The sequence below is a fragment of the Alcanivorax sp. genome, assembly GCF_051117345.1.
Lineage (GTDB): Bacteria > Pseudomonadota > Gammaproteobacteria > Pseudomonadales > Alcanivoracaceae > Alcanivorax.
In genome coordinates this window covers 1-21,213 of the sequence record NZ_JBNPEC010000054.1, presented here as the reverse complement: position 1 = coordinate 21,213, position 21,213 = coordinate 1, and the positions used below count along the sequence as shown (strand labels likewise).

Below are 21,213 nucleotides of genomic sequence, written 5' to 3'. Positions count from 1 at the left end.
GGCGTTTAGCGACTCTGGCCGGGGAATAACCGGTTGTCAGGTGTGGGCTTTTTCTTTACCATTTGCGCCGCCTTACTCCGCCCGGAGCGCGAGGTAGTACCTCGAGTCTCGGACTATTCCCGAGCGTGGGATCTAAGGGGAGAATAACTGAATGAGCAACGACGGCGTTAATACCAGCCGCCGCACCTTCTTGATCGGCTTGACCTCGGCTATTGGTGCCGCAGGTGCAGTTGGCGCGGCTGTTCCTTTTGTGAAATCCTGGCAGCCCAGTGCCAAAGCCAAGAATGCCGGTGCGCCGGTAACCGTGGATATTGGCAAACTGGAGCCCGGTCAGCGTGTGGTTGAGGAATGGCGAGGCCAGCCCGTGTGGGTGGTGCGTCGTACCGACGATATGCTGCAAACCTTGCCTCAGCTGGAAGACAAGCTTAGTGACCCTGCGTCTGAAGCTGACCAGCAGCCTGCCTATGCGCAGAACGAGTGGCGCTCTATCAAGAAAGAGCTGCTGGTGCTGATTGGCACCTGTACCCATCTGGGGTGTTCGCCGTTGTACGAGGACGAGCCTACGGTGGAACTGGAGCACGGTGGTTTTTTCTGCCCCTGTCACGGTTCCAAGTTTGATCTGGCCGGTCGCGTCTACAATGGCGTGCCCGCCCCCACCAACCTGGTGGTTCCGCCGCACTCCTATCTGAGTGACGGTGTCATCATTGTGGGTTCTGAAGAAGGGGAGACCGAGGCATGATGGGAATGGTGAATCGTGTTGTCGACTGGGTAGATGCCCGTCTGCCCGTGGTGGACGCTTACAAGCGCCACATGTCCGAATACTACGCCCCGAAGAACTTCAACTTCTGGTACTACTTCGGTGTGCTGTCCCTGGTGGTGCTGATCAACCAGCTGCTCACCGGTATCTGGCTGACCATGTTCTACTCCCCCAGCGAAGGTTTTGCGTCGGTGGAATACATCATGCGTGATGTGGAGTGGGGCTGGTTGATCCGTTACATGCACGCGGTAGGGGCGTCCGCCTTCTTCGCCGTGGTCTATATCCACATGTTCCGTGGCTTGATGTACGGCTCCTACAAGCCGCCGCGTGAGCTGGTGTGGATTTTCGGCATGCTGATCTATCTGGCATTGATGGCCGAAGGCTTCCTCGGTTATGTGCTGCCCTGGGGCAACATGTCCTACTGGGGCGCCCAGGTGATTATTTCCCTGGCCGGTGCTATTCCCTTTGATCTGCTGCCGTTTATCAGTGCCGCTGAAGCGAAGGAAATCGGCGAAGGCCTGACGACCTGGGTGCGTGGCGACTATCTGCTGTCCACTGCGACGGTGAACAAGTTCTTTGCCCTGCACGTGGTGGCGATCCCCATCGTGCTGCTGGCTCTGGTGGTACTGCACATCCTGGCGCTGCACGAAGTGGGCTCCAACAACCCGGATGGCGTGGAAATCAAGCAGAACAAGGACGAAAACGGTATCCCGGTAGACGGCATTCCGTTCCACCCCTACTACACCGTGAAGGACCTGCCCGGCGTGATCGTGTTCCTGATGATCTTTGCCGTGGTGATCTTCTTCTTCCCGGATGGCGGTGGCTACCTGCTGGAGAAGCCGAATTTCGAGCCGGCTAACCCGCTGAAGACGCCGGATCATATTGCCCCGGTATGGTATTACGGTCCTTACTACGCGATGTTGCGTGCCGCGACCCTGGATATCATCATGCCTGCCAAGGCCTGGGGCCTGGTGGCCATGGGTGGTGCTATCGTGATCCTGTTCGTGATCCCCTGGCTGGATCGCCACCCGGTTCGCTCCATCCGCTATCGTGGCTGGTTGAGCAAGCTGTTCATGACGCTCTTCGTGTTGGACTTCCTGATGCTGGGTTATTTTGGTACTCAGCCGGCGACTCCTGCTAAGACCATGATGGCTCAGTTCGGTACGATCTATTACTTCAGCTACTTCCTGTTGATCATGCCGTTTGTCCACAAATTCGAAAAATCCAAGCCGGTTCCGGAACGGGTAACGGGGGGTCACTGATGAAGAAATTAGCGGTCGTTCTTTTCAGCTGCCTGCCGTGGGTAGCCCTTGCCGCCGGTGGTGGCCACAATGAGCACGTGGTTCCTGCCCCGGTTAATCTGCAGGACAAGGTGAGCCTGCAGAATGGCGCCAAGCTGTTTGTAAACTACTGCATGGGCTGTCATGGTCTGCAGTATCAGCGCTACAGCCGACTGGCTGAAGATCTGGAGATTCCGGAAGAGCTGGTGCAGGAAAAACTGAATTTCACCACCGACAAGGTGGGTGATCAGATGCGTACTGCCATGGCATCTGAAGATGCCAAGGCCTGGTTCGGCAATGCGCCGCCGGATCTCACCATGGTGACCCGTTATCGTTCAGAGGATTGGGTGTATTCCTACCTGATCAACTTCTACGAAGACGAGTCTCGTCCCTTCGGTTACAACAACCGGGTGTTCGAGAACGTGGGTATGCCTCATGTGATGGCAAGCCTGGAAGAAGAGCTGAGCGAAGAGGAGTTCAAGCAGGAGATGGGTGATCTGACCAATTTCCTGGCTTACACCGCGGAGCCGGTTCGTCCCTTGCGTGAGCGTCTGGGTGTGTATGTACTGGTGTTCCTGGGCATTCTGCTTGTCCCGGCATACCTGCTCAAGAAGGAATACTGGAAAGACGTGCACTAACGATTAGTGCCCCTTTTCAGCGTTGAACAGGGTATCCGTGTAAGCGGTTACCCTGTTTCTGTTATAGCTATTTGTGCGGAGATGATTCGACCATGGGTGTGGTGACCAAGCGTTCTTCAATGACTTTCTTTTCTTCCCCGGAAGATCATTACAGCCATCGCGTACGTATCGTGCTGGCGGAAAAAGGGGTCACAGTCGATATCGTTGATGTGGACAATAACAGCAAGCCGGAAGATCTGGCGTCGCTGAACCCTTACAACGAAGTGCCTACCCTGGTGGACCGTGAACTGACCCTGTATCAGTCCACTGTCATCATGGAATATCTGGATGAGCGTTTCCCGCATCCGCCGCTGCTGCCGGTTTACCCGGTAGCCCGTGCCCACAGCCGTCTGCTGATCCATCGGGTCGAGCGTGACTGGTGTGGCCACGTTGATGCGATTCTGGCCGGTGAAGAAAAAGAGGCCAGCCTCAACAAGCGTCGCAAGGAGCTGCGCGAAGCGATCATTGCCACTGCGCCGATCTTCAGCGAGTTGCCGTACTTCATGAGCGAAGAGTTCACCCTGGTGGACTGTGTGGTTGGCCCGATTCTGTGGCGGTTGCCGGCACTGGGTATCGAGCTGCCGGCCAAGCAGGTCAAGCCGCTGCTGGACTATGCCGAGCGTCTGTTTGACCGTGATGCCTTCCAGGCCAGCCTGACCGATGCCGAGCGCGAACTGCGCAACCCGCTGTAATCATGTCTGATATGTCCCCCAATCGCCCGTATCTGATACGGGCGATCCACGAGTGGATCTGCGACAACGGTCTGACTACCCACCTGGCGGTGAATACCTCCTATCCCGGTGTGGAAGTGCCGCAGGACTTTGTTCAGGACGGCCAGATCGTTCTGAACATTGCGCCGCGGGCAGTGACGCAGTTTATTGCCGGGAACGATGAGATTACGTTCTCTGCTCGTTTCGGCGGCATGCCCATGACCATTCGGGTGCCGGTGAATGCAGTGGTGGCAGTCTTTGCCCGTGAAAACGGCCAGGGTATGGCCTTTGATCCGGCGGAGCCGCCTCCCGAGCCGACGCCACCGGAGCCGGAAAAGGACGACAGCAAGGGAAAGGTTAGCCACTTGAAGGTGGTGAAATAAAAAAACCGGCGAAAGCCGGTTTTTTTTTAGCTACGAGCTACGAGCTACGAGCTACGAGCTACGAGCTACGAGCTACGAGCTACGAGCTACGAGCTACGAGCTACGAGCTACAAAAAAACCGCACCCTTCGGGCGCGGTTTTTTTGGGGGGTTGGGGCAGCGCAGGCTCGGCGTTCCGGTTGGGGAGGGCCTTTCTTCGTGTTACGGCTTGAAGCTTGTCGCTTGCAGCTGCTCTTCAGTCGATATACTCAATAATCTTCACGATCTTCTGCACGCCGTAAACCTTCTGCACCTGTTCGACGACCGCATCGGCCTCTGCGCGGGTCAGCAGGCCCATCAGGTAGACCACACCGTTTTCTGTCACCACCTTGGTGCGCCAGCCGGGGGCGTCGCCGTTGATCAGCAGGCGGCTTTTGACCTTGCTGGTCAGCCAGCTGTCATTGGTGCGTGCCAGAAAGGAGTTGGAGCCCACTACTTGCAGTTCGTTGTGCACATGACGGACATGGCGTACCTTCTCGGCAATATTTCCTGCCTGGGTCTTCAGGTCTTCGCTGGCTACCTGGCCGGCAAGCAGGACGTTGCCGTTGTAGCTCACCGCAACGATACGTGACTCATCCAGCTCGGCACTGGCCCGGGCCAGATTGACGGCGACCTTGCGTTCAATATTGCCGTCCTCGATAAAGGCGCCGAAGGTGCGTTTACCGTGATTCTGGTCCACAGGATCATCGGACATGCCCTTGGACAGGGAAACACAGCCGGCGGTGGTAACAAGCATCAGAAACAGAGTCAGAATGCTGCTCAAGCGGGTGAAGCGTGCGGCCATTTACTGGCCTCCAAACAGTTGCTGATCGATGTAATCACACAGGGAGTGAATCACCAGCAGGTGAACTTCCTGAATACGGGCGGTGGAGGTGGCTGGCACCCGGATTTCGATGTCGTTGGGGCCATACAGGTTGACCATTTCGCCGCCTTCCTTGCCGGTCATGGCGACAACGCGCATTTCCCGGTCATGGGCGGCCTGGATGGCCTGTATCACGTTGGCGGAGTTGCCGCTGGTGGAGATGGCCAGCAGGATATCGCCGCTGCCGCCCAGGGCGCGAACCTGCTTGGAAAAGATTTCGTTATAGCTGTAATCGTTGGCGATGGAGGTGAGTGTGGAGGAGTCCGTGGTCAACGCGATCGCGGGCAATGCCGGACGCTCCATTTCGAAACGGTTGAGCAGCTCGGAAGAAAAGTGCTGGGCATCGCCGGCGGAGCCGCCGTTACCACAGGTGAGAATCTTGCCGCCGTTGAGCAGGCATTCCACCATGGCCTGACCGGCCGCTTCGATGACGGTGGGCAGGACTTCGCCCGCCTTGGCTTTGGTTTCGATGCTTTCGGCAAATAATTGCCGGATACGGTCCACGCTCATAATTACCTCATTGTTCTGCGCGTTCGATTATTGGGGGCTATTCGCTGTAGAACGCGTTTTGTATCCACTGATAACGGACAGTGTCGTTATTGTCCGGTTCCATTCCCAGTACATCAAAGCGGCAGGGGCGGTCATGGTATTGCGGGTGGCGGGCCAGGTAATGCTGGGCCGCCAGGGTCAACCGACGCTGCTTGTGGTGATCCACAGAGGCCAGGGCGCCGCCATAACTGCGATGGCTGCGCCAGCGCACTTCCGTGAACACCAGGGTGTCACCATCCTCCATGACCAGGTCGATTTCGCCCTGCCGACAGCGAAAATTACGGGTCACAAGCGTTAGACCCTGCTGCGACAGCCAGTGTGCAGCCTGTTTTTCCGCTTCGCCACCGGAATCTTTGCTACTGCGCCGTAATTTCACGTGACCTGCTGCTGGTTGCCGGTTCGGATACCTTGGGCAGGGCTTGTGCCTCACCATTGATAAACACGCCCCAGTTCAGTTCGCGCACGATGCGTTGCTGTTTCATGCTCAGGCGGCCGGTGACGCCGGGCAGCTCACTGGAAGGCAGGGTGCTTAACAGGTATAGGCGGCTCTGCAACCGGTAGGCATCAATCCCCATGGCGAACAGGCGCTCGTAACGGCCGTGACCTTCGGGCCATTGCGCTTCGCTCATTCGGCGCAGCTCGGTGTTTTCGTCGCCGAGCATCCAGGGCATGTCGACAAAGCGGACACCGTTCAGGTCCTGGTCACGACGTGGGTTCGACTCGCCGCTATGGATCAGCGCGGTCGAGTACACCGGCAGATCCTTGGCGTAGTGGAAATTCAGTGCCGGTTTGACCTGGCGTCCCTGATCGGGATTGGCGAGCAGAAACAGGAAGCCCATATCCTGGCGACGACGCGGTTGGATATCCATGTCCAGGCTGGTGAAGCGGCTGACTGCCTGACCGCGGCTCTGGCTCTGCGCCACCAGCAGCAGTTCCTTGACGGTGTCACCGAGGGTGGGACCTTCCTGGTAGGGACGGGTCACGGTCACGGTGCCGCCGAGGGATTGCCACTCTTCCGCAAACGCCTGGGCAACCCGTTCTCCCCATTCCCCTTCCGGGTAGAGAATGCCGGCCTGGCTGGCGCCTTCGCGAGCACCTTGCAGGGCAATCTGGCGAGCTTCGTCTTCCGGGGCGAGGCCGAACTGGAAGAAATTCTCAGGCAGCTCGCTCTGATCAATGTAATTCAACGCCAGGGTGGTGACAGGCAGGGTGCCCTGGCTGGCAATGGTGGCTGCCTTGTCCTTGGCCAGTGGCCCGAGGATGAAGTCGGCGCCGTCCTGAACGGCCTGTTGATAGAGCGCGAGGATATCGTCACCGCCGGAATCGTAGAAGCGTAATACCGGTGGGTTGCCGTCCTGCTTGTGCCGATAGTAGGCCGTCATGATGCCTTCCTGGAGTGCCTTGCCGGCATTTTTCAGTGGGCCGGTGGCAGGGAGCAGAATGGCAACCTTGCTGGGTCGCTCGCTGACAGCTTTTTCCAAAGCGTCGAGAATATCGGGAACGTCATCGGTGGCCGGGTGGGTGCGCCACTGGGCGCTCCACTGATTCAGCCGGCTGACCTGGGCGTCGAGATCGGCAATCGGGTCCCGGTAAAGCTGAGCCAGGGTGAGCCAACCGCGCAAATCACCACTGCTGCCTTCAATGGCATCGGCCAGTTCGGAATTGGATAGCTGCATCAGCAGCTGCCAGATCATGCCGTGGTTATAGTCCTGATCTTCATCTTCCAGCAGGGGGTGGGTGGCCACCCGCTGTTGCAGGCTACCGGTCAGATCACCCTTCATGGCCAGGGCATCGGCTTTGAGCAGATCCAGCCGTGCCTGTTGCTCGGCGGGATACTGAAGAATGTCATCTTCGTGGCGTTGCAACAGGGTGAGTGCGTCGTCGGGCTGTTGGTCACCAAGCTGGGCGCGACCGCTGAGCAGCATCCAGGCAAACCGCTGTTCGTTATTCATGGCCTGAGGGTTCAGATCGGCCAGTAACTGACCGGCATCACCGGGCCGCTGCTGATCCAGATAATGTTCCGCCCACTGCAGCGCGGCGCCGATGCGTGCATCGGTTTTCATGGTGGCCAGCTGACTGCGGGCAGCGGACAGCGCCGTGGGGGCGGTGCCAACCTTGGCAGCCGACGGCTGTTCATAAACCGTGGTGCGCGTAGGCGTGGTGGTAGAACAGCCGGCGATGACTGCGGCAGCAAGCAGGGCTGCCAAACGGGCCTTTCTGAATTCCATGGCGAGACGTTCGTATTACCAGAATGAAGCCGCTATTGTAGGCGCTTCATTGGAGCCCCACCAGTTGAGTCGTGCACAGATATGAGTGGAACTTTGTATATTGTCAGTACACCGATCGGAAATCTGGATGACATCAGTCGTCGGGCGATAGCGGTACTGGATGAGGTGGACTGGGTAGCGGCGGAGGATACCCGGCACAGTCAGCGCATGCTGGAGCAGCTGGGAATTCGCAGTCGGTTGATCAGTTGCCACGACCATAACGAAAGTGCGCGCAGCGAAGAGTTGGTGGCCCGTTTGCAGTCAGGTGAGCAGGGTGCCCTGATCAGTGATGCGGGGACGCCGCTGGTCAGTGATCCCGGCTATCGTCTGGTGCGCGCCTGTCACCAGGCCGGTGTGCGGGTGGTGCCGATTCCTGGTGCGTCGGCATTGTTGGCAGCGCTGGCGGCGGCGGGGCAGCCATCTGATCGTTTTCTTTTTGAGGGTTTTGTGCCGGCCAAAGGGGCGCCTCGCCAACAGGCCATCGAGCGCCTGGCCAAGCTGTCAGTCACAAGTATTATCTACGAGGCGCCGCATCGGGTGCTGTCCTTCCTGGAAGCCCTGAAACCACTGGTTGAAAAAGATCGTGAAATCTCGCTTTGTCGTGAGTTGACCAAACAATTTGAGACGATTCGCCAGGGAGCCGTGACTGATATTTGTGACTGGGTGGCATCAGATCGCAATCAGCAACGCGGCGAGCTGGTGCTGGTATTGTCACCCGCGGCACAAACCGCAGATTGGAGCGAGCAGGACCAGGCCCTGGCAAAATCCCTGCTGGCGGAACTGCCGGTATCCCGGGTGGCGAAAATCATGGCCGCTCACACCGGGCTGAAGCGGCAGGCGGTGTATGCGCTCCTTGAAGGCAGTTAACAGTTAATAGTGAACAGTTAACAGCTCGCGAGAGGACAGAAGAGAACCGTCTGCAATGAAGGTCGCGCCCGGGGTTTGGGCGCGGCCTTTTGCGTTCAGGAGCAGAAAAACACGGCCCGCGAACTATTAACTGTTCACTGTTCACTGTTAACTGACTAGAATCGCCCCCGGACCGGTCAGACAGTCGCTGGCGGCGTAGCCGCTAGAGGAAAGTCCGGGCTCCACAGGGCAGGGTGCCAGGTAACGCCTGGGGGCTACACTGGCGACGGTGTGGCTACGGCTAGTGCCACAGAGAAGATACCGCCTGTTCCTTCCTCGTGTCGGAACCGGTAAGGGTGAAAAGGTGCGGTAAGAGCGCACCGCGCCGCTGGCAACAGTGGTGGCAGGGTAAACCCCACCCGGAGCAAGACCAAATAGGGATCCGTTGGCGTGGCCCGCGCTGGATCCGGGTAGGTTGCTAGAGGTTTGTGGCGACGCAAACCCCAGATGAATGACTGTCCACGACAGAACCCGGCTTATCGACCGGTCCACCTTTTCAGTTCGAGATGCGAGTTGCGAGAAGCGAATCCCTGAACCGGGGTTTGCCTTTCGTGACTCGTCGCTCTCGCCCCGAAACGCTTCCTCATTTTGATCTGAGCCATTATCAAGTGATGCGCTGTCGTCAGAATTGCCCGGCCTACAATTTGGCAGGGGTCCGGCATGGTGCAGACCGATACCCTCTATCTCGACCATAACCACGAAGTGCTGCGCTTTTCCGGTCTGGTTGGCAGCGCTGTAGTGCGGCGTCGATCTGCTGGATAGTCGGTCCTATCGCTTGCCTACATCCGAACAGGGTTAACCTTCGATAATGGAATATAAAAAAAGTTAGTAATAACTAATCCGTCTAATACTTAAAGTGCTTTCTCACCTGCACGTTCCAGCACCCTGATTCGTCTCGAAACTCCCTCCGTTCGTCTCTTCGCTCATTCCGTGTGACACAGCTAACAGGCTGATTTGTCTAGAAATTCTTTTACGTTTGCCCAGGTGTCGACGCTTGACTTGGTGTTCCCGGTGGCCATAGAGTGTCTCAATGTGGTGAAAAGTGGGAAAAAGTGGGAATTTCTTGGCGGCCGGTGTCGCGAAGTGGGGTAAACAGAACCCCCGGGAAGGAACCGAATAATCGAGCATGAGGACGGCCAGTGTTTACTGGAAGCACATCACTCAATCTGGATGCCAAGGGGCGGCTCACCATGCCGACCCGCTATCGCGCTTCGTTGAACGAAGCCTGCGGCGGCCAGCTTGTGCTTACCCGTCACCCCTATGACGAATGTCTCGCGCTCTACCCACGTGATGAATTCATGGAAACCGCCGGCAAGCTGTCCGCCCAGCGAGACTCCAGTCCGCAGGTGCGTCAGCTGAAACGTCGTTTCCTCGGTCAGGCGGTGGAAATTGATATGGATAGCAATGGCCGGCTGCTGGTGCCGCCGGAATTGCGGGCGGCTATCGGGCTGGAGAAGCAGGCCATGCTGATCGGTCAGATGCACCGCTTTGAAATCTGGAAAGCAGAAAGCTGGTTGGAAGAGGACGGCACCCTGGATCCGGACGCATTGCCGGAAAGTGTCCAGGAGCTGTCTTTCTGATGACCGACAAGGGCGCGCAGTACGAACACCAGCCGGTGATGCTGGAAGAGGTACTGGATATGTGGTTCAGCCGTAGTGATGGCTTTTATGTGGATGGCACCTTCGGGCGAGGTGGCCACAGCCGTGCACTGCTGGAAAAGCTGGACGCACAGGGCCACCTTGCCGGTATCGATCGTGACCCTCAGGCCGTTGCCGCGGGCGAGCAGCTGGCGTCGGAAGATGGCCGTTTCCAGATTGTGGCCAGCCGCTTTGACTGCCTGCCTGAAGTGGTCGATCAGGTGGGTCGCCCCATTGATGGCCTGTTGCTGGATCTGGGCGTGTCGTCGCCGCAACTGGACGATGCTGGCCGTGGCTTCAGCTTTCTGCGTGATGGGCCGCTGGATATGCGCATGGACCCCACTCAGGGCGAAAGTGTGGCGCAGTGGCTGGCCCGGGCCGACGAGCAGGATATTGCCAATGTGCTGTATCGCTACGGCGATGAGCGCAAGTCGCGGCGGATTGCCCGGCGTATCTGCGAGGAGCGCAAGGAACAGCCGATTACCCGCACCTTGCAGCTTGCCGATCTGATCGAGTCGGCCATCGGCCGCGGCGAGCCGGGTAAGCACCCGGCCACACGCAGTTTTCAGGCACTGCGAATACATATAAACGGGGAGCTGGATGCGCTGACCCAAGTGCTCGAACAGTCCCTTGAGACGCTCGCCATCGGCGGGCGTCTCGCCATTATCAGCTTCCATTCTCTGGAAGACCGGATCGTGAAGCTGTTTATTCGCGATCACTCCGGCCGGGCTCCCAAGGGGCGCGGTGGGTTGCCGTTGGGTGATGAAATGCCGCAGCGGCTGGAGCCGATTGGCAAGGCTATCCGTGCCAGCAAGGCCGAGCTGAAAGTAAATGTTCGCTCGCGCAGTGCGGTGTTGCGGGTGGCGGAGAAGGTGGCCTGATGAGCGCCCCCTGGCTGATCCGCACCCTGGTGATGCTGGTAGTGATCTCCGCGCTGGCGGTGAGTTACAGCGTTCATGAGGCCCGTCGACTCACCGACGAGAGCCAGAAATTACAGCAGCAGCAAACTCGACTGGAGAGCCAGTGGAGTCAGTTGCTGTTGGAGCACAGCACCTGTGGCAGCTATGCCCGGGTGGAGCGCCTGGCTCGCGAGAAGCTGGGCATGAAATTACCGAAAACCGACGAGAGAGTGCTGATCCGGCCATGAAACGCCAGGCTCGCAAGACACGGCAACCCAATCACCAGATGCGCTGGCGCTTTGTGCTGGGCTTCTGGCTGGTGTGCGCCTGTGTCCTGGTGGTGCGGGCGGTGGACCTGCAAGTGATCCAGCACGACTTTCTGGCTCATCAGGGGGATATCCGCAATCTGCGTGTGGAGCCCCTGGCGGCCCATCGGGGCGTGATTCGTGATCGCGATGGCCGTCCCCTGGCAGTCAGTACGCCGGTGGTTACCCTGTGGGCCAATCCCCGCGAAGCGCTGGAAAACCAGGAGCAATGGGCGCGCCTGGCGGGCAACCCGGTGATCAGCCAGCAGGATTTCGCCAGCAAGGTGCGTCGTCACGAATCCCGTGAGTTTATCTATCTGGGTCGTGGTCTGGCACCGGAAGCGGCCAAGGCAGTGCTGGATCTGAATGTTCCCGGCATCCACTCGCTGACCGAGTACCGTCGCTATTACCCGGCCGGCGAAGTCACCAGCCATGTGGTGGGTTTTACCAATATTGATGATCAGGGGCAGGAAGGCATTGAGCTGGCAATGGAGCCACACCTGTCCGGCCAGTCCGGTCGCAAAAAGGTGGTGCGTGATCTGCTGGGTCGGGTAATTCAGGATATCGAAGTGCTGGAACCGGCGGAGCCCGGTGAAGACGTGACCCTGAGTATCGACCTGCGCTTGCAGTACCTGGCTTACCGGGAGCTGCTCGGCGCCGTGCAGCAATTCAAGGCCAAGGGCGGCAGCGCGGTGGTACTGGATGTACGTACCGGCGAAGTGCTGGCGATGGTGAATCAGCCCGCCTATAACCCCAACAACCGTGGCAATCTGGATACCGGTGCCCTGCGCAACCGGGCGGTAACCGACCTGTTCGAGCCCGGTTCCACCATGAAGCCCTTTACCGTGGCGGCGGCCATGGAAATGGGCATGGTGACCCCGTCTACCACTATCAATACCCACCCCGGCACCCTGCGGGTGGGCAGCAAGACCATTCGTGATCATCGCGACTACGGGGTGATTGATATCACCACCGTACTCACCAAGAGCTCCAACGTGGGCACCAGCAAGTTGGCGCTGGCTATGGAGCCGCTGGCACTGCCTGCCTATCTGGAGCGTTTCGGTTTCGGGCAGGCCACCGCCATCGATTTCCCCGGTGAAAGCAACGGCATGCTGCCATTGCGCAGCCATTGGCGTGAAGTGGAGCGCGCTGCGCTTTCCTATGGTTATGGCTTGAGTGTTTCCGCAGTCCAGCTGGCACAGGCCTATGCAGTCATCGCCAATGACGGCGTCAAGGTCCCGCTGACCCTGAAGAAGGTTGCCAGCCAGCCAGCCGGTGAGCAGGTGCTGGGCAAACCGGTTGCCCGGCAACTGGTGCAGATGCTGGAAACCGTGGTCAGCCAGGTGGGTACGGCCAGCCGCGCCCAGGTCCCGGGTTACCAGGTGGCTGGCAAGACCGGCACCGTGCACAAAGTGATGGCTGGCGGTTACGCGGATGACAGCTATATCGGACTGTTTGCCGGCCTGGCCCCGGCCACGGACCCTCGCATTGTCACCGTGGTGGTGATTGACGACCCACGCAGCGATGCCTACTACGGCGGTCTGGTCGCCGCCCCCGCCTTTTCCCGCATCATGGGCGGGGTGTTGCGGACCTTGCATGTGCCACCGGACAGACCCGAAGGGCTGCTGGCCGGCGGCCCGGACACGGAGGACCGCTCATGATGCGCCTCCAGCAATTGCTCCCCGAGCACAGTCTGCCTGCCCAAGTGGCAGGCCTTGCCATTTCCGGACTGCAGCTCGACAGTCGTCGCTTGCAGCCGGGCGAGGTGTTTGTGGCGGTACCCGGCGTGGCCAGTGACGGCCGCCATTTTATCGCTCAGGCCATCAGTGCCGGTGCCGCCGTGGTGCTGGCGGACGCGGAGACGTTCTCCGTGGATCTGCAGCAGCCGGCGCCCCGCGTCAATCTGCCGGGCCTGGCCGGACAGGTGGGTGATCTGGCAGCGCGCTGGTTTGGTGAGCCCGCCAGCCGTCTGCGTATCACCGGCGTGACCGGTACCAACGGCAAGACCAGCATCACCTGGTTCCTGCGCGATGCATTGAATGCCCTCGGTCACCGCTGTGCCCTGGTGGGCACCCTGGGGCTGGGGCTGAAAGGGGAAGAACAGACCACCGGGCATACCACCCCTGACCCGATTACCCTGCAGGCCGGATTGGCGAAAGTGCGTGATGCCGGTGCCGATACCGTGGCCATGGAAATTTCTTCCCATGCCCTGGATCAGAATCGCCTGGGCGGCACCCTGGTCTCCACGGCGGTATTCAGCAATCTGAGCCGGGACCATCTGGATTACCACGGCGACATGGAATCCTACCTGGCTGCCAAGGCCATGCTGTTCACTCGCGAAGGGGTGCAGCTGGCGGTGATCAATTGTGATGACCCGGCAGCCTCAACGCTGATCGCCTGCCTGCCCGACGGGGTTCGCTGTGTCACCTTCGGTAGCCAGCAGGGTGCCACCGTGCGTTGCCAGTCAGTGCAATGCACCGCAGAGGGTATCGAGGCGGAGCTGTTCGTGGGCGGTACCGTGGTGCCGTTGAGTCTGCCCCTGTTTGGTCGCTTCAATCTCAGCAATGTGATGGCCGTAGCGGCCATCCTGCATGGTCAAGGCGTGGCCGCTGAAGCGCTGGGTGGGGCACTGGCCGCCATTACGCCCGTACCGGGACGTATGGAACCGGTGCAGGCCGATGGCTGTCCGACCGTGATCGTGGATTATGCCCACACCCCGGATGGCCTGGAAAAAGCCCTGCAGGCGTGCCGGGATCATTTTGCCGGCCGGTTATTCTGCGTGGTCGGCTGTGGCGGTGACCGGGATGAGGGCAAGCGCCCGCAGATGGCGGCGGTGGCGGAAAAGCTTGCCGACACCGTGGTGCTGACCAGCGATAACCCGCGCAGCGAAGACCCGCAAACCATTATTGATCAAATGCGTGCCGGTCTTGCCGGAGCGCAAGCGGTCCGCGAAAACGTGGATCGTGCCGAGGCGGTGCAGGAAACCGTTAACAGTGCCCAGCCTGGCGACGTGATTCTGCTGGCCGGCAAGGGTCATGAGGACTACCAGGAAATCGACGGTGTGCGTTACCCCAGTGATGACAGAGACCTTGCCCGCCAGGCGCTGGCCGCCCGGGGAGGTGCGTCATGATGTGGTTGTCGCAGATCGCCCAGTGGGCCGGCGGCACCCTGATCGGGGAAGACCGCAAGGTGAATGCTGTGGTCACAGATACCCGTGATATGGAGCCGGGTTGCCTGTTTGTGGCGCTCAAGGGCGAACGTTTTGATGCCCATGATTTTCTTGCCCGTGCCGCCGAGGGTGGCGCCGTCGCCGCACTGGTGGATCGTGAACAAAGTGACTTTGCCAGTGCCGTGCAGGTAGACGATACCCGCCTGGGCCTGGGCCGCCTTGCCAGTGGCTATGCGGATCAGTTTACCGGCGAGCGTTTGGCGGTGACCGGTAACGCCGGCAAAACCACCGTCAAGGAAATGGCTGCCGCCATGCTGGGCGAGGGCACCCTGGCCACCCGTGGCAACTTCAACAATGACATCGGTGTGCCGCTGACGTTGCTGCGCCTGGCCGGCGAACATCGTTATGCCGTCATCGAACTGGGCGCCAATGCCCCCGGTGAAATCGCCTGGACCAGTTCCCTGGCCAAACCGAAGGTGGTGCTGGTGACCAATGTGACCGGTGCCCACCTGGAAGGGTTTGGTTCCATGCAGGGTATTGCCAACGCCAAGGCGGAAATCTTTGGCGGTTGCCAGGCCGGCGGCCAGGCAATCATCAACAGCGACGACAGCTTTGCCGATTTCTTTGCCGGTGAGGCAGAAAAGGCTGGTCTTACCGTGATCCGTGTGGGCAGCCAGGCGCCCGCGGATCTTTACGCCGACACTATCCGGCTACATCAGGACCGGGTGGAATTTGTCCTTCAGCCGCTGGGCGAGGCAGTGATCGTGCCGCTGCCCGGCGCCCATCAGGTCAGCAATGCCTTGCTGGCCTGCGCGGCTGTGCGTGCCCTGGGTGTGAGCCTGGCCGGGGTGCTTCCGCGCTTGGCGCAGCTCAAGCCGGTGCCCGGTCGTATGAATCTGCATGCGGTGGGTGAGGGTGTGTTGGTGGATGACACCTACAACGCCAACCCGGGTTCCGTGCGTGCCGCCATCGACTGGCTGGCCGCTCAGCCCGCTCCGCAGATGCTGGTGCTGGGCGCCATGGGCGAGCTGGGTCCGCAGGCACAGCAACTGGTTGAAGAGCTGGGTGGCTATGCCCGCCAGGCGGGCATCAGCGATCTGGTGGTGATGACCGGCGCCGGTGCGGCAGCCAAAGGCTTTGGTGAAGGTGCCAGAACGGCGGAGAACGATCAGCAGGCGGCAAGCTGGAGTGCCCCGGTTCTGCAACAGGGTGGAACCGTGTTGGTGAAAGGTTCGCGCAGCGCCGGTATGGAAGCGGTGGTGCAGCGACTGATCATGGGCGCAGGCCCTCACAAATCGAAACAGGGGGCACTCTGATGTTGCTATGGCTGGCTGAGCTTCTGGCAGAATTTCACAGCGGTTTCCTGGTGGTGCAGTACATCACCCTGCGCGGCATCCTCAGCGTGTTGACGGCCCTGTTTATCGCCTTCTGGGTGGGCCCGATCATGATCCGCAAGCTGCAGGAAAAGCAGGTGGGCCAGGCCATTCGAGACGACGGCCCCAAGAGCCATCTGAGCAAGGCCGGTACCCCCACCATGGGCGGCGCGCTGATCCTGATTGCCATCGTCATTTCCACCCTGTTGTGGGCAGACCTGAGCAACCGCTTTATCTGGATCACCCTGGGTGTCCTGTTTGTGTTCGGTGCCGTGGGCTGGGTGGATGACTGGCGCAAGGTGGTGGAAAAGAACCCGCGCGGCCTGCCGGCCCGCTGGAAATATCTGTGGCTGTCCGTGGGTGCCCTCGGCGCAGCCTTTGCGCTGTTCTTCACGGCCCAGAGCCCGGTGGAAACCCAGCTGATCGTGCCCTTCTTCAAGAGTGTGGTCATCAACATGGGCTGGTTCTACATCGTGCTGACCTATTTCGTGATCAACGGCACCAGCAACGCGGTGAACCTGACCGATGGCCTGGATGGCCTGGCGATCATGCCGGCGGTATTGGTGGGCGGCGCCCTGGGCATCTTTGCCTATGCCGGTGGCCATGCGGAATTCGCCCCGTATCTGCAGATTCCCTACGTGGCCGGGGCCGGTGAGCTGGTGATCATCTCCGCAGCTCTATGTGGTGCCGGCCTCGGGTTCCTGTGGTTCAACGCCTATCCCGCCCAGGTGTTCATGGGTGATGTGGGCGCGTTGGGCCTTGGCGCGGTGCTGGGCGTGATGGCAGTAATTGTCCGCCAGGAAATCGTGCTGTTCATCATGGGCGGCGTGTTCGTGATGGAAACCGTTTCGGTAATGCTGCAGGTGGGCTCGTTCAAGCTCACCGGCCGGCGGGTGTTCCGCATGGCGCCGATTCATCACCACTTTGAACTGAAAGGATGGCCAGAGCCGAAGATCATTGTGCGCTTCTGGATCATCACCGTAATTCTGGTCCTGGTGGGTCTGGCGACCCTGAAAATCCGATAGGGGATTGAGTTAACTTTATGGCGAAAGACGGGTTTGATCTGGTAATTGGCCTGGGAGTATCCGGGCGTTCCGTGATCCGTTATCTGACGGACCAGGGGATGCCTGTGCGCGCCCTGGACACCCGCGCCGAACCCGCCGGCCTGGAGGCGCTGCGCGCCGAATTCCCCAACGTGAAAATTCATACCGGCGGTTTCAAGGCCGGCTGGATGAACAACGCCCGTCGCCTGATTGTCAGCCCCGGCGTGGCCGTGGCAACACCGGCTATTGCCGAGCAAGTGGTTGCCGGCAAGGAAGTGATCGGTGATGTGGAGCTGTTTGCGCGTGCGGCCAGCGAGCCGCTGGTGGCAATCAGCGGTTCCAATGCCAAGAGCACGGTAACCACCCTGCTGGGGCAGGTGGCGGACGCCTGCGGCATGAACCCTGGCATTGGTGGCAATCTGGGCGTGCCCGCTCTGGAACTGCTGGACGACCAGGCGCGTCTTTATGTGCTGGAGCTTTCCAGTTTTCAGCTGGAAACCACCTACAGCCTGAGTGCGGAAGTGGCCACTATCCTCAATGTGTCCCAGGACCATTTGGACCGCTACGCCAGTTTTGCCGATTACGTGGCCGCCAAGCAGCGCATCTATGATGGCTGTCAGGTGGCGGTGTGGAACCGGGATGACCTGGCCACCCGCCCCCCTGCCGGGGTGCCGCGCCAGATCAGTTTCGGTGCCCATCCGGAGGCGGATTACCGGCTGGACACTGAGAACGCCCAGTTACTGTGTCGTGGTGAGCGGCTGCTGGCCCTGTCCGAACTGGCGCTCACCGGTCATCACAACGCCATGAACATCCTTTCCGTGCTGGCCATCAGCGACGCGCTGTCCCTGAATCGGGACAAGGCACTGGCCACGGTGAAAGCCTTTACCGGCCTGCCGCACCGCTGCCAACTGGTGGCTGAAGCGGGCGGCGTGCGCTGGTTCAATGATTCCAAGGCTACCAATGTGGGTGCCACCCTGGCGGCCCTTACCGGTATCGGTGAAAGCATCGACGGCAAGGTGATTCTGATTGCCGGTGGTCAGGGCAAGGGGCAGGACTTCTCGCCGCTGGCAGAGCCGGCGCGTCAGTATCTGCGTGCCGGCCTGCTGATGGGCGAAGACCGCAGTACTCTGGCCCAGGGGATGTCTGCTGCCCCCTGTGAGCTGGTAGCCGACATGGAAGCTGCCGTGGCCCGGGCCCATGCCCTGGCACAACCCGGCGATGCGGTCTTGCTGTCGCCGGCCTGTGCCTCCTTCGATATGTATTCCAGCTTTGTCGCCCGTGGCGATGATTTCTCCGCCCGGGCCAGGGAGGTGTGCCATGACTGAGCGCATGATCCTCAAGCTGGATAACCGGGGTCTGGACAAGACCTTGATGTGGACCGCCATCCTGCTGGCCCTGGCCGGCCTGGTGATGGTCTCGTCTGCCAGCCTGCAGATTGCCGAAACCCGGCTGGGAGACCCCTTCTACTATGCGCTGCGCCACGGCATCTATCTGTCGCTGGGGCTGGCTGCCGGCGCCTTTGTCTATTTCGCGGTGCCGTTGGCGTTGTTGGAACGGTTGCGTTTTCTGATGTTGCCGGTGGCGCTGGTGGTGCTGGTGATGGTGTTCATTCCCGGTCTGGGGCGTACGGTTAACGGTTCTACTCGCTGGATTGCCCTGCCGGGCCTGACCGTTCAGGCCTCGGAAATCGTCAAACTCTGTTTCGTGCTTTATCTGGCAGGGTATATCGCCCAGCGCAAGGCGGCGCTGGAAACCGAGTGGAAGGCCTTTCTGCTGCCGCTGGCCTTGCTGGGCGTGCTGACCATACTGCTGCTGCTGGAGCCGGATTTCGGCGCCGTGGTGGTGCTGGGTATTACCGCCATGGGCATGCTGTTCCTGTCCGGGGTGCCGACTCTGCGCTTCTTGCTGATTGGTCTGGCTGCGGTGGCGCTGGGCGCTCTGGTGGCGTTTGCCGAACCCTACCGGGTGGCACGTCTGATGACCTTTACCGACCCCTGGGCTGACCAGTACGGCTCCGGATACCAGCTGACCCAGAGCCTGATCGCCTTTGGCCGTGGCCACTGGGATGGTGTGGGCTTGGGCAACAGTGTGCAGAAGCTGTTCTATCTGCCGGAAGCTCATACCGATTTCGTTTACGCGGTGATGGCCGAAGAGCTGGGCCTGTTGGGTAACCTGGCCTTGATCGGTGGCTTTGTGCTGCTGGGCTGGCGGGTGTTCCGGCTGGGGCACAGCCTGGAAGGCCGCGGTCTGCTCTACCACGCCTATGTGGTCTACGGTTGCGCCTTTGTGCTGTGCTCTCAGGTCTTTATCAACCTGGGCGTAAACATGGGGCTGCTGCCTACCAAGGGGCTGACCTTGCCGTTTATCAGCTATGGCGGTTCTTCACTGCTGATCTTCTCCGCCATGGTGGGCTTGATCCTGCGTGCCGGCGCCGAAGCCGAGCAGTTGAAAGCCAGAGGGAGGGCGGCACGATGAGTGGCACCATCCTGATCATGGCAGGCGGTACCGGCGGGCATGTGTTCCCGGCGCTGGCCGTGGCGGATCAATTGCGTGAGCGCGGGTTCCGGATCCTCTGGCTGGGCGCGGAAAACGGCATGGAAGGCAAGTTGGTGCGTCAGTACGGCTACGAGATTGCAGAACTGGCCGTCTCCCGGCTGCGTGGCGGCGGACTCAAGCGCAAGCTCACCGCCCCGTTCAATTTGCTGCGTGCGGTATTACAGGCGCGCAGCCTGATCAGCCAGCGCCAGCCTCTGCTGGCAGTGGGCTTTGGCGGTTTTGCCAGCGGCCCCGGTGGCCTGGCGGCGCGCCTGTGCAAGGTGCCGGTGGTTGTCCACGAACAGAATGCAGTACCGGGGCTGACCAACCGGTTGCTGTCCAAAATGGCCACCGTGACCCTGGAAGGTTTCCAGGGGGCCTTCGGCAAGCAGGACGCCTGCTGGGTGGGCAATCCGGTACGCGCCGAGATTGCCAGCCTGGAGGAGCCGGCCCGTCGTTATGCCCAGCACCAGGGCGGTTTGCGGGTGCTGGTACTGGGTGGTAGCCAGGGTGCGCTGATACTGAATCAGGACCTGCCGGAACTGCTGCTGGCGGTACTGGGCCGGGATATCCAGGTGCGCCACCAGTGTGGTGCCGGCCGTACCGGTGAAGCGGCGCCGATTTACCAGGCGCTGGGCCTGGACGCCCAGGTCAGTGAATTTATCGACGACATGGCGGACGCCTACGGCTGGGCGGATCTGGTGATCTGCCGTGCCGGGGCCCTGACCGTGGCGGAAGTGGCTGCCGCTGGTGTGGCGGCCCTGTTCGTGCCGCTGCCCAGCGCGGTGGATGATCACCAGACATTGAATGCCCGCTGGCTGTCAGACCGGGGCGCGGCCCTGTTGCTGCCCCAGCGGGACATGAGTGCCGCCAGCCTGGCGGGCACATTGAAACCGGTTGCAGAACGCGGGCTGCTGGCGCAAATGGCGCAGCGTGCCCGTGAGCAGGCCGTGGCCGACAGCGCCGAGCGTGCGGCCACGCTGTGTGAGGAGGTGGCCAATGGCCGATAACGACAACATCCATATCGTGCCTGAAATGCGGCGCATCAGCGGAATTCACTTTGTGGGTATCGGCGGCGTGGGCATGTGTGGCATCGCCGAGGTGCTGGCCAACCAGGGCTACGCCATCAGCGGTAGCGACATCAAGGAATCGGCGGTGGTAGAGCGCCTGCGTGGTCTGGGTGTGCGGGTGGAAATCGGTCACCGGGCGGAAAACATTGATGGCGCCGACGTGGTGGTGACGTCCACGGCAGTGACCACGGAAAACGAGGAAGTGGCGGAAGCCCATGCCCGCCGGATTCCGGTGGTGCCGCGGGCCCAGATGCTGGCGGAGCTGATGCGCTTCCGCCACGGCATTGCGGTGGCCGGCACCCACGGCAAGACTACTACCACCTCCATGACGGCGGCGATCATGGCGGAAGCGGGCATGGACCCCACCTTCGTGATTGGCGGTCGGTTGAACAGTGCCGGCACCAATGCGCGCCTAGGGCAGAGCCGTTATCTGGTGGCGGAAGCGGATGAATCCGATGCCAGCTTCCTGCACCTGCAGCCCATGAGTGCCATCGTGACCAATATCGAAGCGGATCACATGCACACCTATGGCGGGGATTTTGCCCAGCTGGAAAACACCTTTATCGAGTTCCTGCACAACCTGCCGTTCTACGGCGTGGCGGTGATGTGCGTGGACGACCCGGTGGTGCGCAAGCTGCTACCGCGGGTCAATCGCCAGGTGATCCGCTACGGCTTCAGCGACGATGCGGACCTGCGTGCGGAGAACGTGCAGCAGCAGGGCATGACCACGTCTTTCCGGGTGATTCGCAAGGA

Annotated in this window: 21 protein-coding genes and 1 other RNA gene; 18 read left to right on the top strand and 4 right to left on the bottom strand. The window is 60.6% G+C overall.

Features of this window, described 5'->3' with window-relative positions; all coding sequences use genetic code 11:
- Nucleotides 1-151 precede the first annotated feature (151 nt).
- From petA to ACFE0K_RS03595, 5 genes are all read left to right on the top strand, one after another.
- On the top strand, nucleotides 152-739 hold the full coding sequence (gene petA, locus ACFE0K_RS03615; RefSeq protein ID WP_434534764.1) for a ubiquinol-cytochrome c reductase iron-sulfur subunit: 588 nt from the start codon (nucleotides 152-154) through the stop codon (nucleotides 737-739).
- A complete protein-coding gene (locus ACFE0K_RS03610) occupies nucleotides 736-2,019 on the top strand; it encodes a cytochrome b (RefSeq protein WP_434534763.1) in 1,284 nt (427 codons plus the stop codon). Before petA ends, ACFE0K_RS03610 begins: the two co-directional genes overlap by 4 nt.
- A complete protein-coding gene (locus ACFE0K_RS03605; RefSeq protein WP_434534762.1) occupies nucleotides 2,019-2,675 on the top strand; it encodes a cytochrome c1 in 657 nt (218 codons plus the stop codon). The genes ACFE0K_RS03610 and ACFE0K_RS03605 overlap by 1 nt, the downstream gene beginning before the upstream one ends.
- 92 nt (nucleotides 2,676-2,767) lie before the next feature.
- Nucleotides 2,768-3,406: a stringent starvation protein SspA gene (gene sspA, locus ACFE0K_RS03600; RefSeq protein ID WP_035248043.1), complete on the top strand. Its 639-nt coding sequence runs from the start codon at nucleotides 2,768-2,770 to the stop codon at nucleotides 3,404-3,406.
- 2 nt (nucleotides 3,407-3,408) lie between these two features.
- Nucleotides 3,409-3,807, top strand: coding sequence for a ClpXP protease specificity-enhancing factor (locus ACFE0K_RS03595; protein WP_434534761.1), 399 nt, complete (start codon nucleotides 3,409-3,411; stop codon nucleotides 3,805-3,807).
- A gap of 234 nt (nucleotides 3,808-4,041) precedes the next feature.
- Here ACFE0K_RS03595 and ACFE0K_RS03590 read toward each other — a convergent pair whose 3' ends face one another.
- Genes ACFE0K_RS03590 through ACFE0K_RS03575 form a run of 4 tightly spaced genes read right to left on the bottom strand, consistent with a single transcriptional unit; the run spans nucleotide 4,042 to nucleotide 7,484 of the window.
- A complete protein-coding gene (locus ACFE0K_RS03590; protein ID WP_434534760.1) occupies nucleotides 4,042-4,629 on the bottom strand; it encodes a BON domain-containing protein in 588 nt (195 codons plus the stop codon).
- Entirely contained in the window at nucleotides 4,630-5,217 is a 588-nt protein-coding gene (locus ACFE0K_RS03585) for a phosphoheptose isomerase (RefSeq protein ID WP_007150375.1), read from the bottom strand.
- Between the two features lie 37 nt (nucleotides 5,218-5,254).
- The gene (locus ACFE0K_RS03580) at nucleotides 5,255-5,632 is read right to left on the bottom strand and encodes a YraN family protein (protein ID WP_434534759.1); all 378 of its coding nucleotides are present in this window, start codon (nucleotides 5,630-5,632) and stop codon (nucleotides 5,255-5,257) included.
- Nucleotides 5,613-7,484, bottom strand: a complete 1,872-nt coding sequence (locus ACFE0K_RS03575; protein WP_434534758.1) for a penicillin-binding protein activator — start codon at nucleotides 7,482-7,484, stop codon at nucleotides 5,613-5,615. The genes ACFE0K_RS03580 and ACFE0K_RS03575 overlap by 20 nt, the downstream gene beginning before the upstream one ends.
- 81 nt (nucleotides 7,485-7,565) lie before the next feature.
- Here ACFE0K_RS03575 and rsmI point away from each other — a divergent pair, with 81 nt between their 5' ends.
- The 13 genes from rsmI to murC form a co-directional block, all read left to right on the top strand.
- On the top strand, nucleotides 7,566-8,390 hold the full coding sequence (gene rsmI / locus ACFE0K_RS03570; protein WP_434534757.1) for a 16S rRNA (cytidine(1402)-2'-O)-methyltransferase: 825 nt from the start codon (nucleotides 7,566-7,568) through the stop codon (nucleotides 8,388-8,390).
- 168 nt (nucleotides 8,391-8,558) lie between these two features.
- An RNA gene (gene rnpB, locus ACFE0K_RS03565) (RNase P RNA component class A) lies at nucleotides 8,559-8,924 on the top strand.
- Between the two features lie 644 nt (nucleotides 8,925-9,568).
- Nucleotides 9,569-10,009 carry a division/cell wall cluster transcriptional repressor MraZ gene (gene mraZ, locus ACFE0K_RS03560; RefSeq protein ID WP_035248027.1) on the top strand — a complete coding sequence of 147 codons (441 nt, stop codon included), beginning with the start codon at nucleotides 9,569-9,571 and terminating at the stop codon, nucleotides 10,007-10,009.
- Nucleotides 10,009-10,947, top strand: coding sequence for a 16S rRNA (cytosine(1402)-N(4))-methyltransferase RsmH (rsmH, locus tag ACFE0K_RS03555; protein ID WP_434534756.1), 939 nt, complete (start codon nucleotides 10,009-10,011; stop codon nucleotides 10,945-10,947). Before mraZ ends, rsmH begins: the two co-directional genes overlap by 1 nt.
- Nucleotides 10,947-11,213, top strand: coding sequence for a cell division protein FtsL (ftsL, locus tag ACFE0K_RS03550; protein WP_434534755.1), 267 nt, complete (start codon nucleotides 10,947-10,949; stop codon nucleotides 11,211-11,213). The genes rsmH and ftsL overlap by 1 nt, the downstream gene beginning before the upstream one ends.
- Nucleotides 11,210-12,931, top strand: a complete 1,722-nt coding sequence (locus tag ACFE0K_RS03545) for a peptidoglycan D,D-transpeptidase FtsI family protein (protein WP_434534754.1) — start codon at nucleotides 11,210-11,212, stop codon at nucleotides 12,929-12,931. The genes ftsL and ACFE0K_RS03545 overlap by 4 nt, the downstream gene beginning before the upstream one ends.
- Nucleotides 12,928-14,400: a UDP-N-acetylmuramoyl-L-alanyl-D-glutamate--2,6-diaminopimelate ligase gene (locus tag ACFE0K_RS03540; protein ID WP_434534753.1), complete on the top strand. Its 1,473-nt coding sequence runs from the start codon at nucleotides 12,928-12,930 to the stop codon at nucleotides 14,398-14,400. The genes ACFE0K_RS03545 and ACFE0K_RS03540 overlap by 4 nt, the downstream gene beginning before the upstream one ends.
- Complete coding sequence (locus tag ACFE0K_RS03535) at nucleotides 14,397-15,755, top strand: UDP-N-acetylmuramoyl-tripeptide--D-alanyl-D-alanine ligase (protein WP_434534752.1); 1,359 nt, start codon at nucleotides 14,397-14,399, stop codon at nucleotides 15,753-15,755. Before ACFE0K_RS03540 ends, ACFE0K_RS03535 begins: the two co-directional genes overlap by 4 nt.
- Nucleotides 15,755-16,837: a phospho-N-acetylmuramoyl-pentapeptide-transferase gene (mraY, locus tag ACFE0K_RS03530; protein ID WP_434534751.1), complete on the top strand. Its 1,083-nt coding sequence runs from the start codon at nucleotides 15,755-15,757 to the stop codon at nucleotides 16,835-16,837. Before ACFE0K_RS03535 ends, mraY begins: the two co-directional genes overlap by 1 nt.
- 17 nt (nucleotides 16,838-16,854) lie before the next feature.
- Nucleotides 16,855-18,180 carry a UDP-N-acetylmuramoyl-L-alanine--D-glutamate ligase gene (gene murD / locus ACFE0K_RS03525; RefSeq protein ID WP_434534750.1) on the top strand — a complete coding sequence of 442 codons (1,326 nt, stop codon included), beginning with the start codon at nucleotides 16,855-16,857 and terminating at the stop codon, nucleotides 18,178-18,180.
- The gene (gene ftsW / locus ACFE0K_RS03520) at nucleotides 18,173-19,330 is read left to right on the top strand and encodes a putative lipid II flippase FtsW (RefSeq protein ID WP_434534749.1); all 1,158 of its coding nucleotides are present in this window, start codon (nucleotides 18,173-18,175) and stop codon (nucleotides 19,328-19,330) included. Before murD ends, ftsW begins: the two co-directional genes overlap by 8 nt.
- The gene (gene murG / locus ACFE0K_RS03515; protein ID WP_434534748.1) at nucleotides 19,327-20,400 is read left to right on the top strand and encodes an undecaprenyldiphospho-muramoylpentapeptide beta-N-acetylglucosaminyltransferase; all 1,074 of its coding nucleotides are present in this window, start codon (nucleotides 19,327-19,329) and stop codon (nucleotides 20,398-20,400) included. Before ftsW ends, murG begins: the two co-directional genes overlap by 4 nt.
- Nucleotides 20,390-21,213: UDP-N-acetylmuramate--L-alanine ligase (gene murC, locus ACFE0K_RS03510; protein ID WP_434534747.1), on the top strand; the 824-nt coding region annotated here is incomplete at its 3' end. The genes murG and murC, both read left to right, overlap by 11 nt.

Excerpts from the sequence above, each read along its gene's own strand:
- ACFE0K_RS03585 (WP_007150375.1), bottom strand. The coding sequence starts at position 5,217 with ATGAGCGTGGACCGTATCCGGCAATTATTTGCCGAAAGCATCGAAACC.
- ACFE0K_RS03535 (WP_434534752.1), top strand. The coding sequence starts at position 14,397 with ATGATGTGGTTGTCGCAGATCGCCCAGTGGGCCGGCGGCACCCTGATC.
- ACFE0K_RS03610 (WP_434534763.1), top strand. The coding sequence starts at position 736 with ATGATGGGAATGGTGAATCGTGTTGTCGACTGGGTAGATGCCCGTCTG.
- rsmH (WP_434534756.1), top strand. The coding sequence starts at position 10,009 with ATGACCGACAAGGGCGCGCAGTACGAACACCAGCCGGTGATGCTGGAA.
- ACFE0K_RS03605 (WP_434534762.1), top strand. The coding sequence starts at position 2,019 with ATGAAGAAATTAGCGGTCGTTCTTTTCAGCTGCCTGCCGTGGGTAGCC.
- ACFE0K_RS03575 (WP_434534758.1), bottom strand. The coding sequence starts at position 7,484 with ATGGAATTCAGAAAGGCCCGTTTGGCAGCCCTGCTTGCTGCCGCAGTC.
- ACFE0K_RS03595 (WP_434534761.1), top strand. The coding sequence starts at position 3,409 with ATGTCTGATATGTCCCCCAATCGCCCGTATCTGATACGGGCGATCCAC.
- petA (WP_434534764.1), top strand. The coding sequence starts at position 152 with ATGAGCAACGACGGCGTTAATACCAGCCGCCGCACCTTCTTGATCGGC.
- rsmI (WP_434534757.1), top strand. The coding sequence starts at position 7,566 with ATGAGTGGAACTTTGTATATTGTCAGTACACCGATCGGAAATCTGGAT.
- sspA (WP_035248043.1), top strand. The coding sequence starts at position 2,768 with ATGGGTGTGGTGACCAAGCGTTCTTCAATGACTTTCTTTTCTTCCCCG.
- ACFE0K_RS03545 (WP_434534754.1), top strand. The coding sequence starts at position 11,210 with ATGAAACGCCAGGCTCGCAAGACACGGCAACCCAATCACCAGATGCGC.
- murD (WP_434534750.1), top strand. The coding sequence starts at position 16,855 with ATGGCGAAAGACGGGTTTGATCTGGTAATTGGCCTGGGAGTATCCGGG.
- murG (WP_434534748.1), top strand. The coding sequence starts at position 19,327 with ATGAGTGGCACCATCCTGATCATGGCAGGCGGTACCGGCGGGCATGTG.
- ACFE0K_RS03540 (WP_434534753.1), top strand. The coding sequence starts at position 12,928 with ATGATGCGCCTCCAGCAATTGCTCCCCGAGCACAGTCTGCCTGCCCAA.
- ftsW (WP_434534749.1), top strand. The coding sequence starts at position 18,173 with ATGACTGAGCGCATGATCCTCAAGCTGGATAACCGGGGTCTGGACAAG.
- ACFE0K_RS03590 (WP_434534760.1), bottom strand. The coding sequence starts at position 4,629 with ATGGCCGCACGCTTCACCCGCTTGAGCAGCATTCTGACTCTGTTTCTG.
- mraY (WP_434534751.1), top strand. The coding sequence starts at position 15,755 with ATGTTGCTATGGCTGGCTGAGCTTCTGGCAGAATTTCACAGCGGTTTC.
- ftsL (WP_434534755.1), top strand. The coding sequence starts at position 10,947 with ATGAGCGCCCCCTGGCTGATCCGCACCCTGGTGATGCTGGTAGTGATC.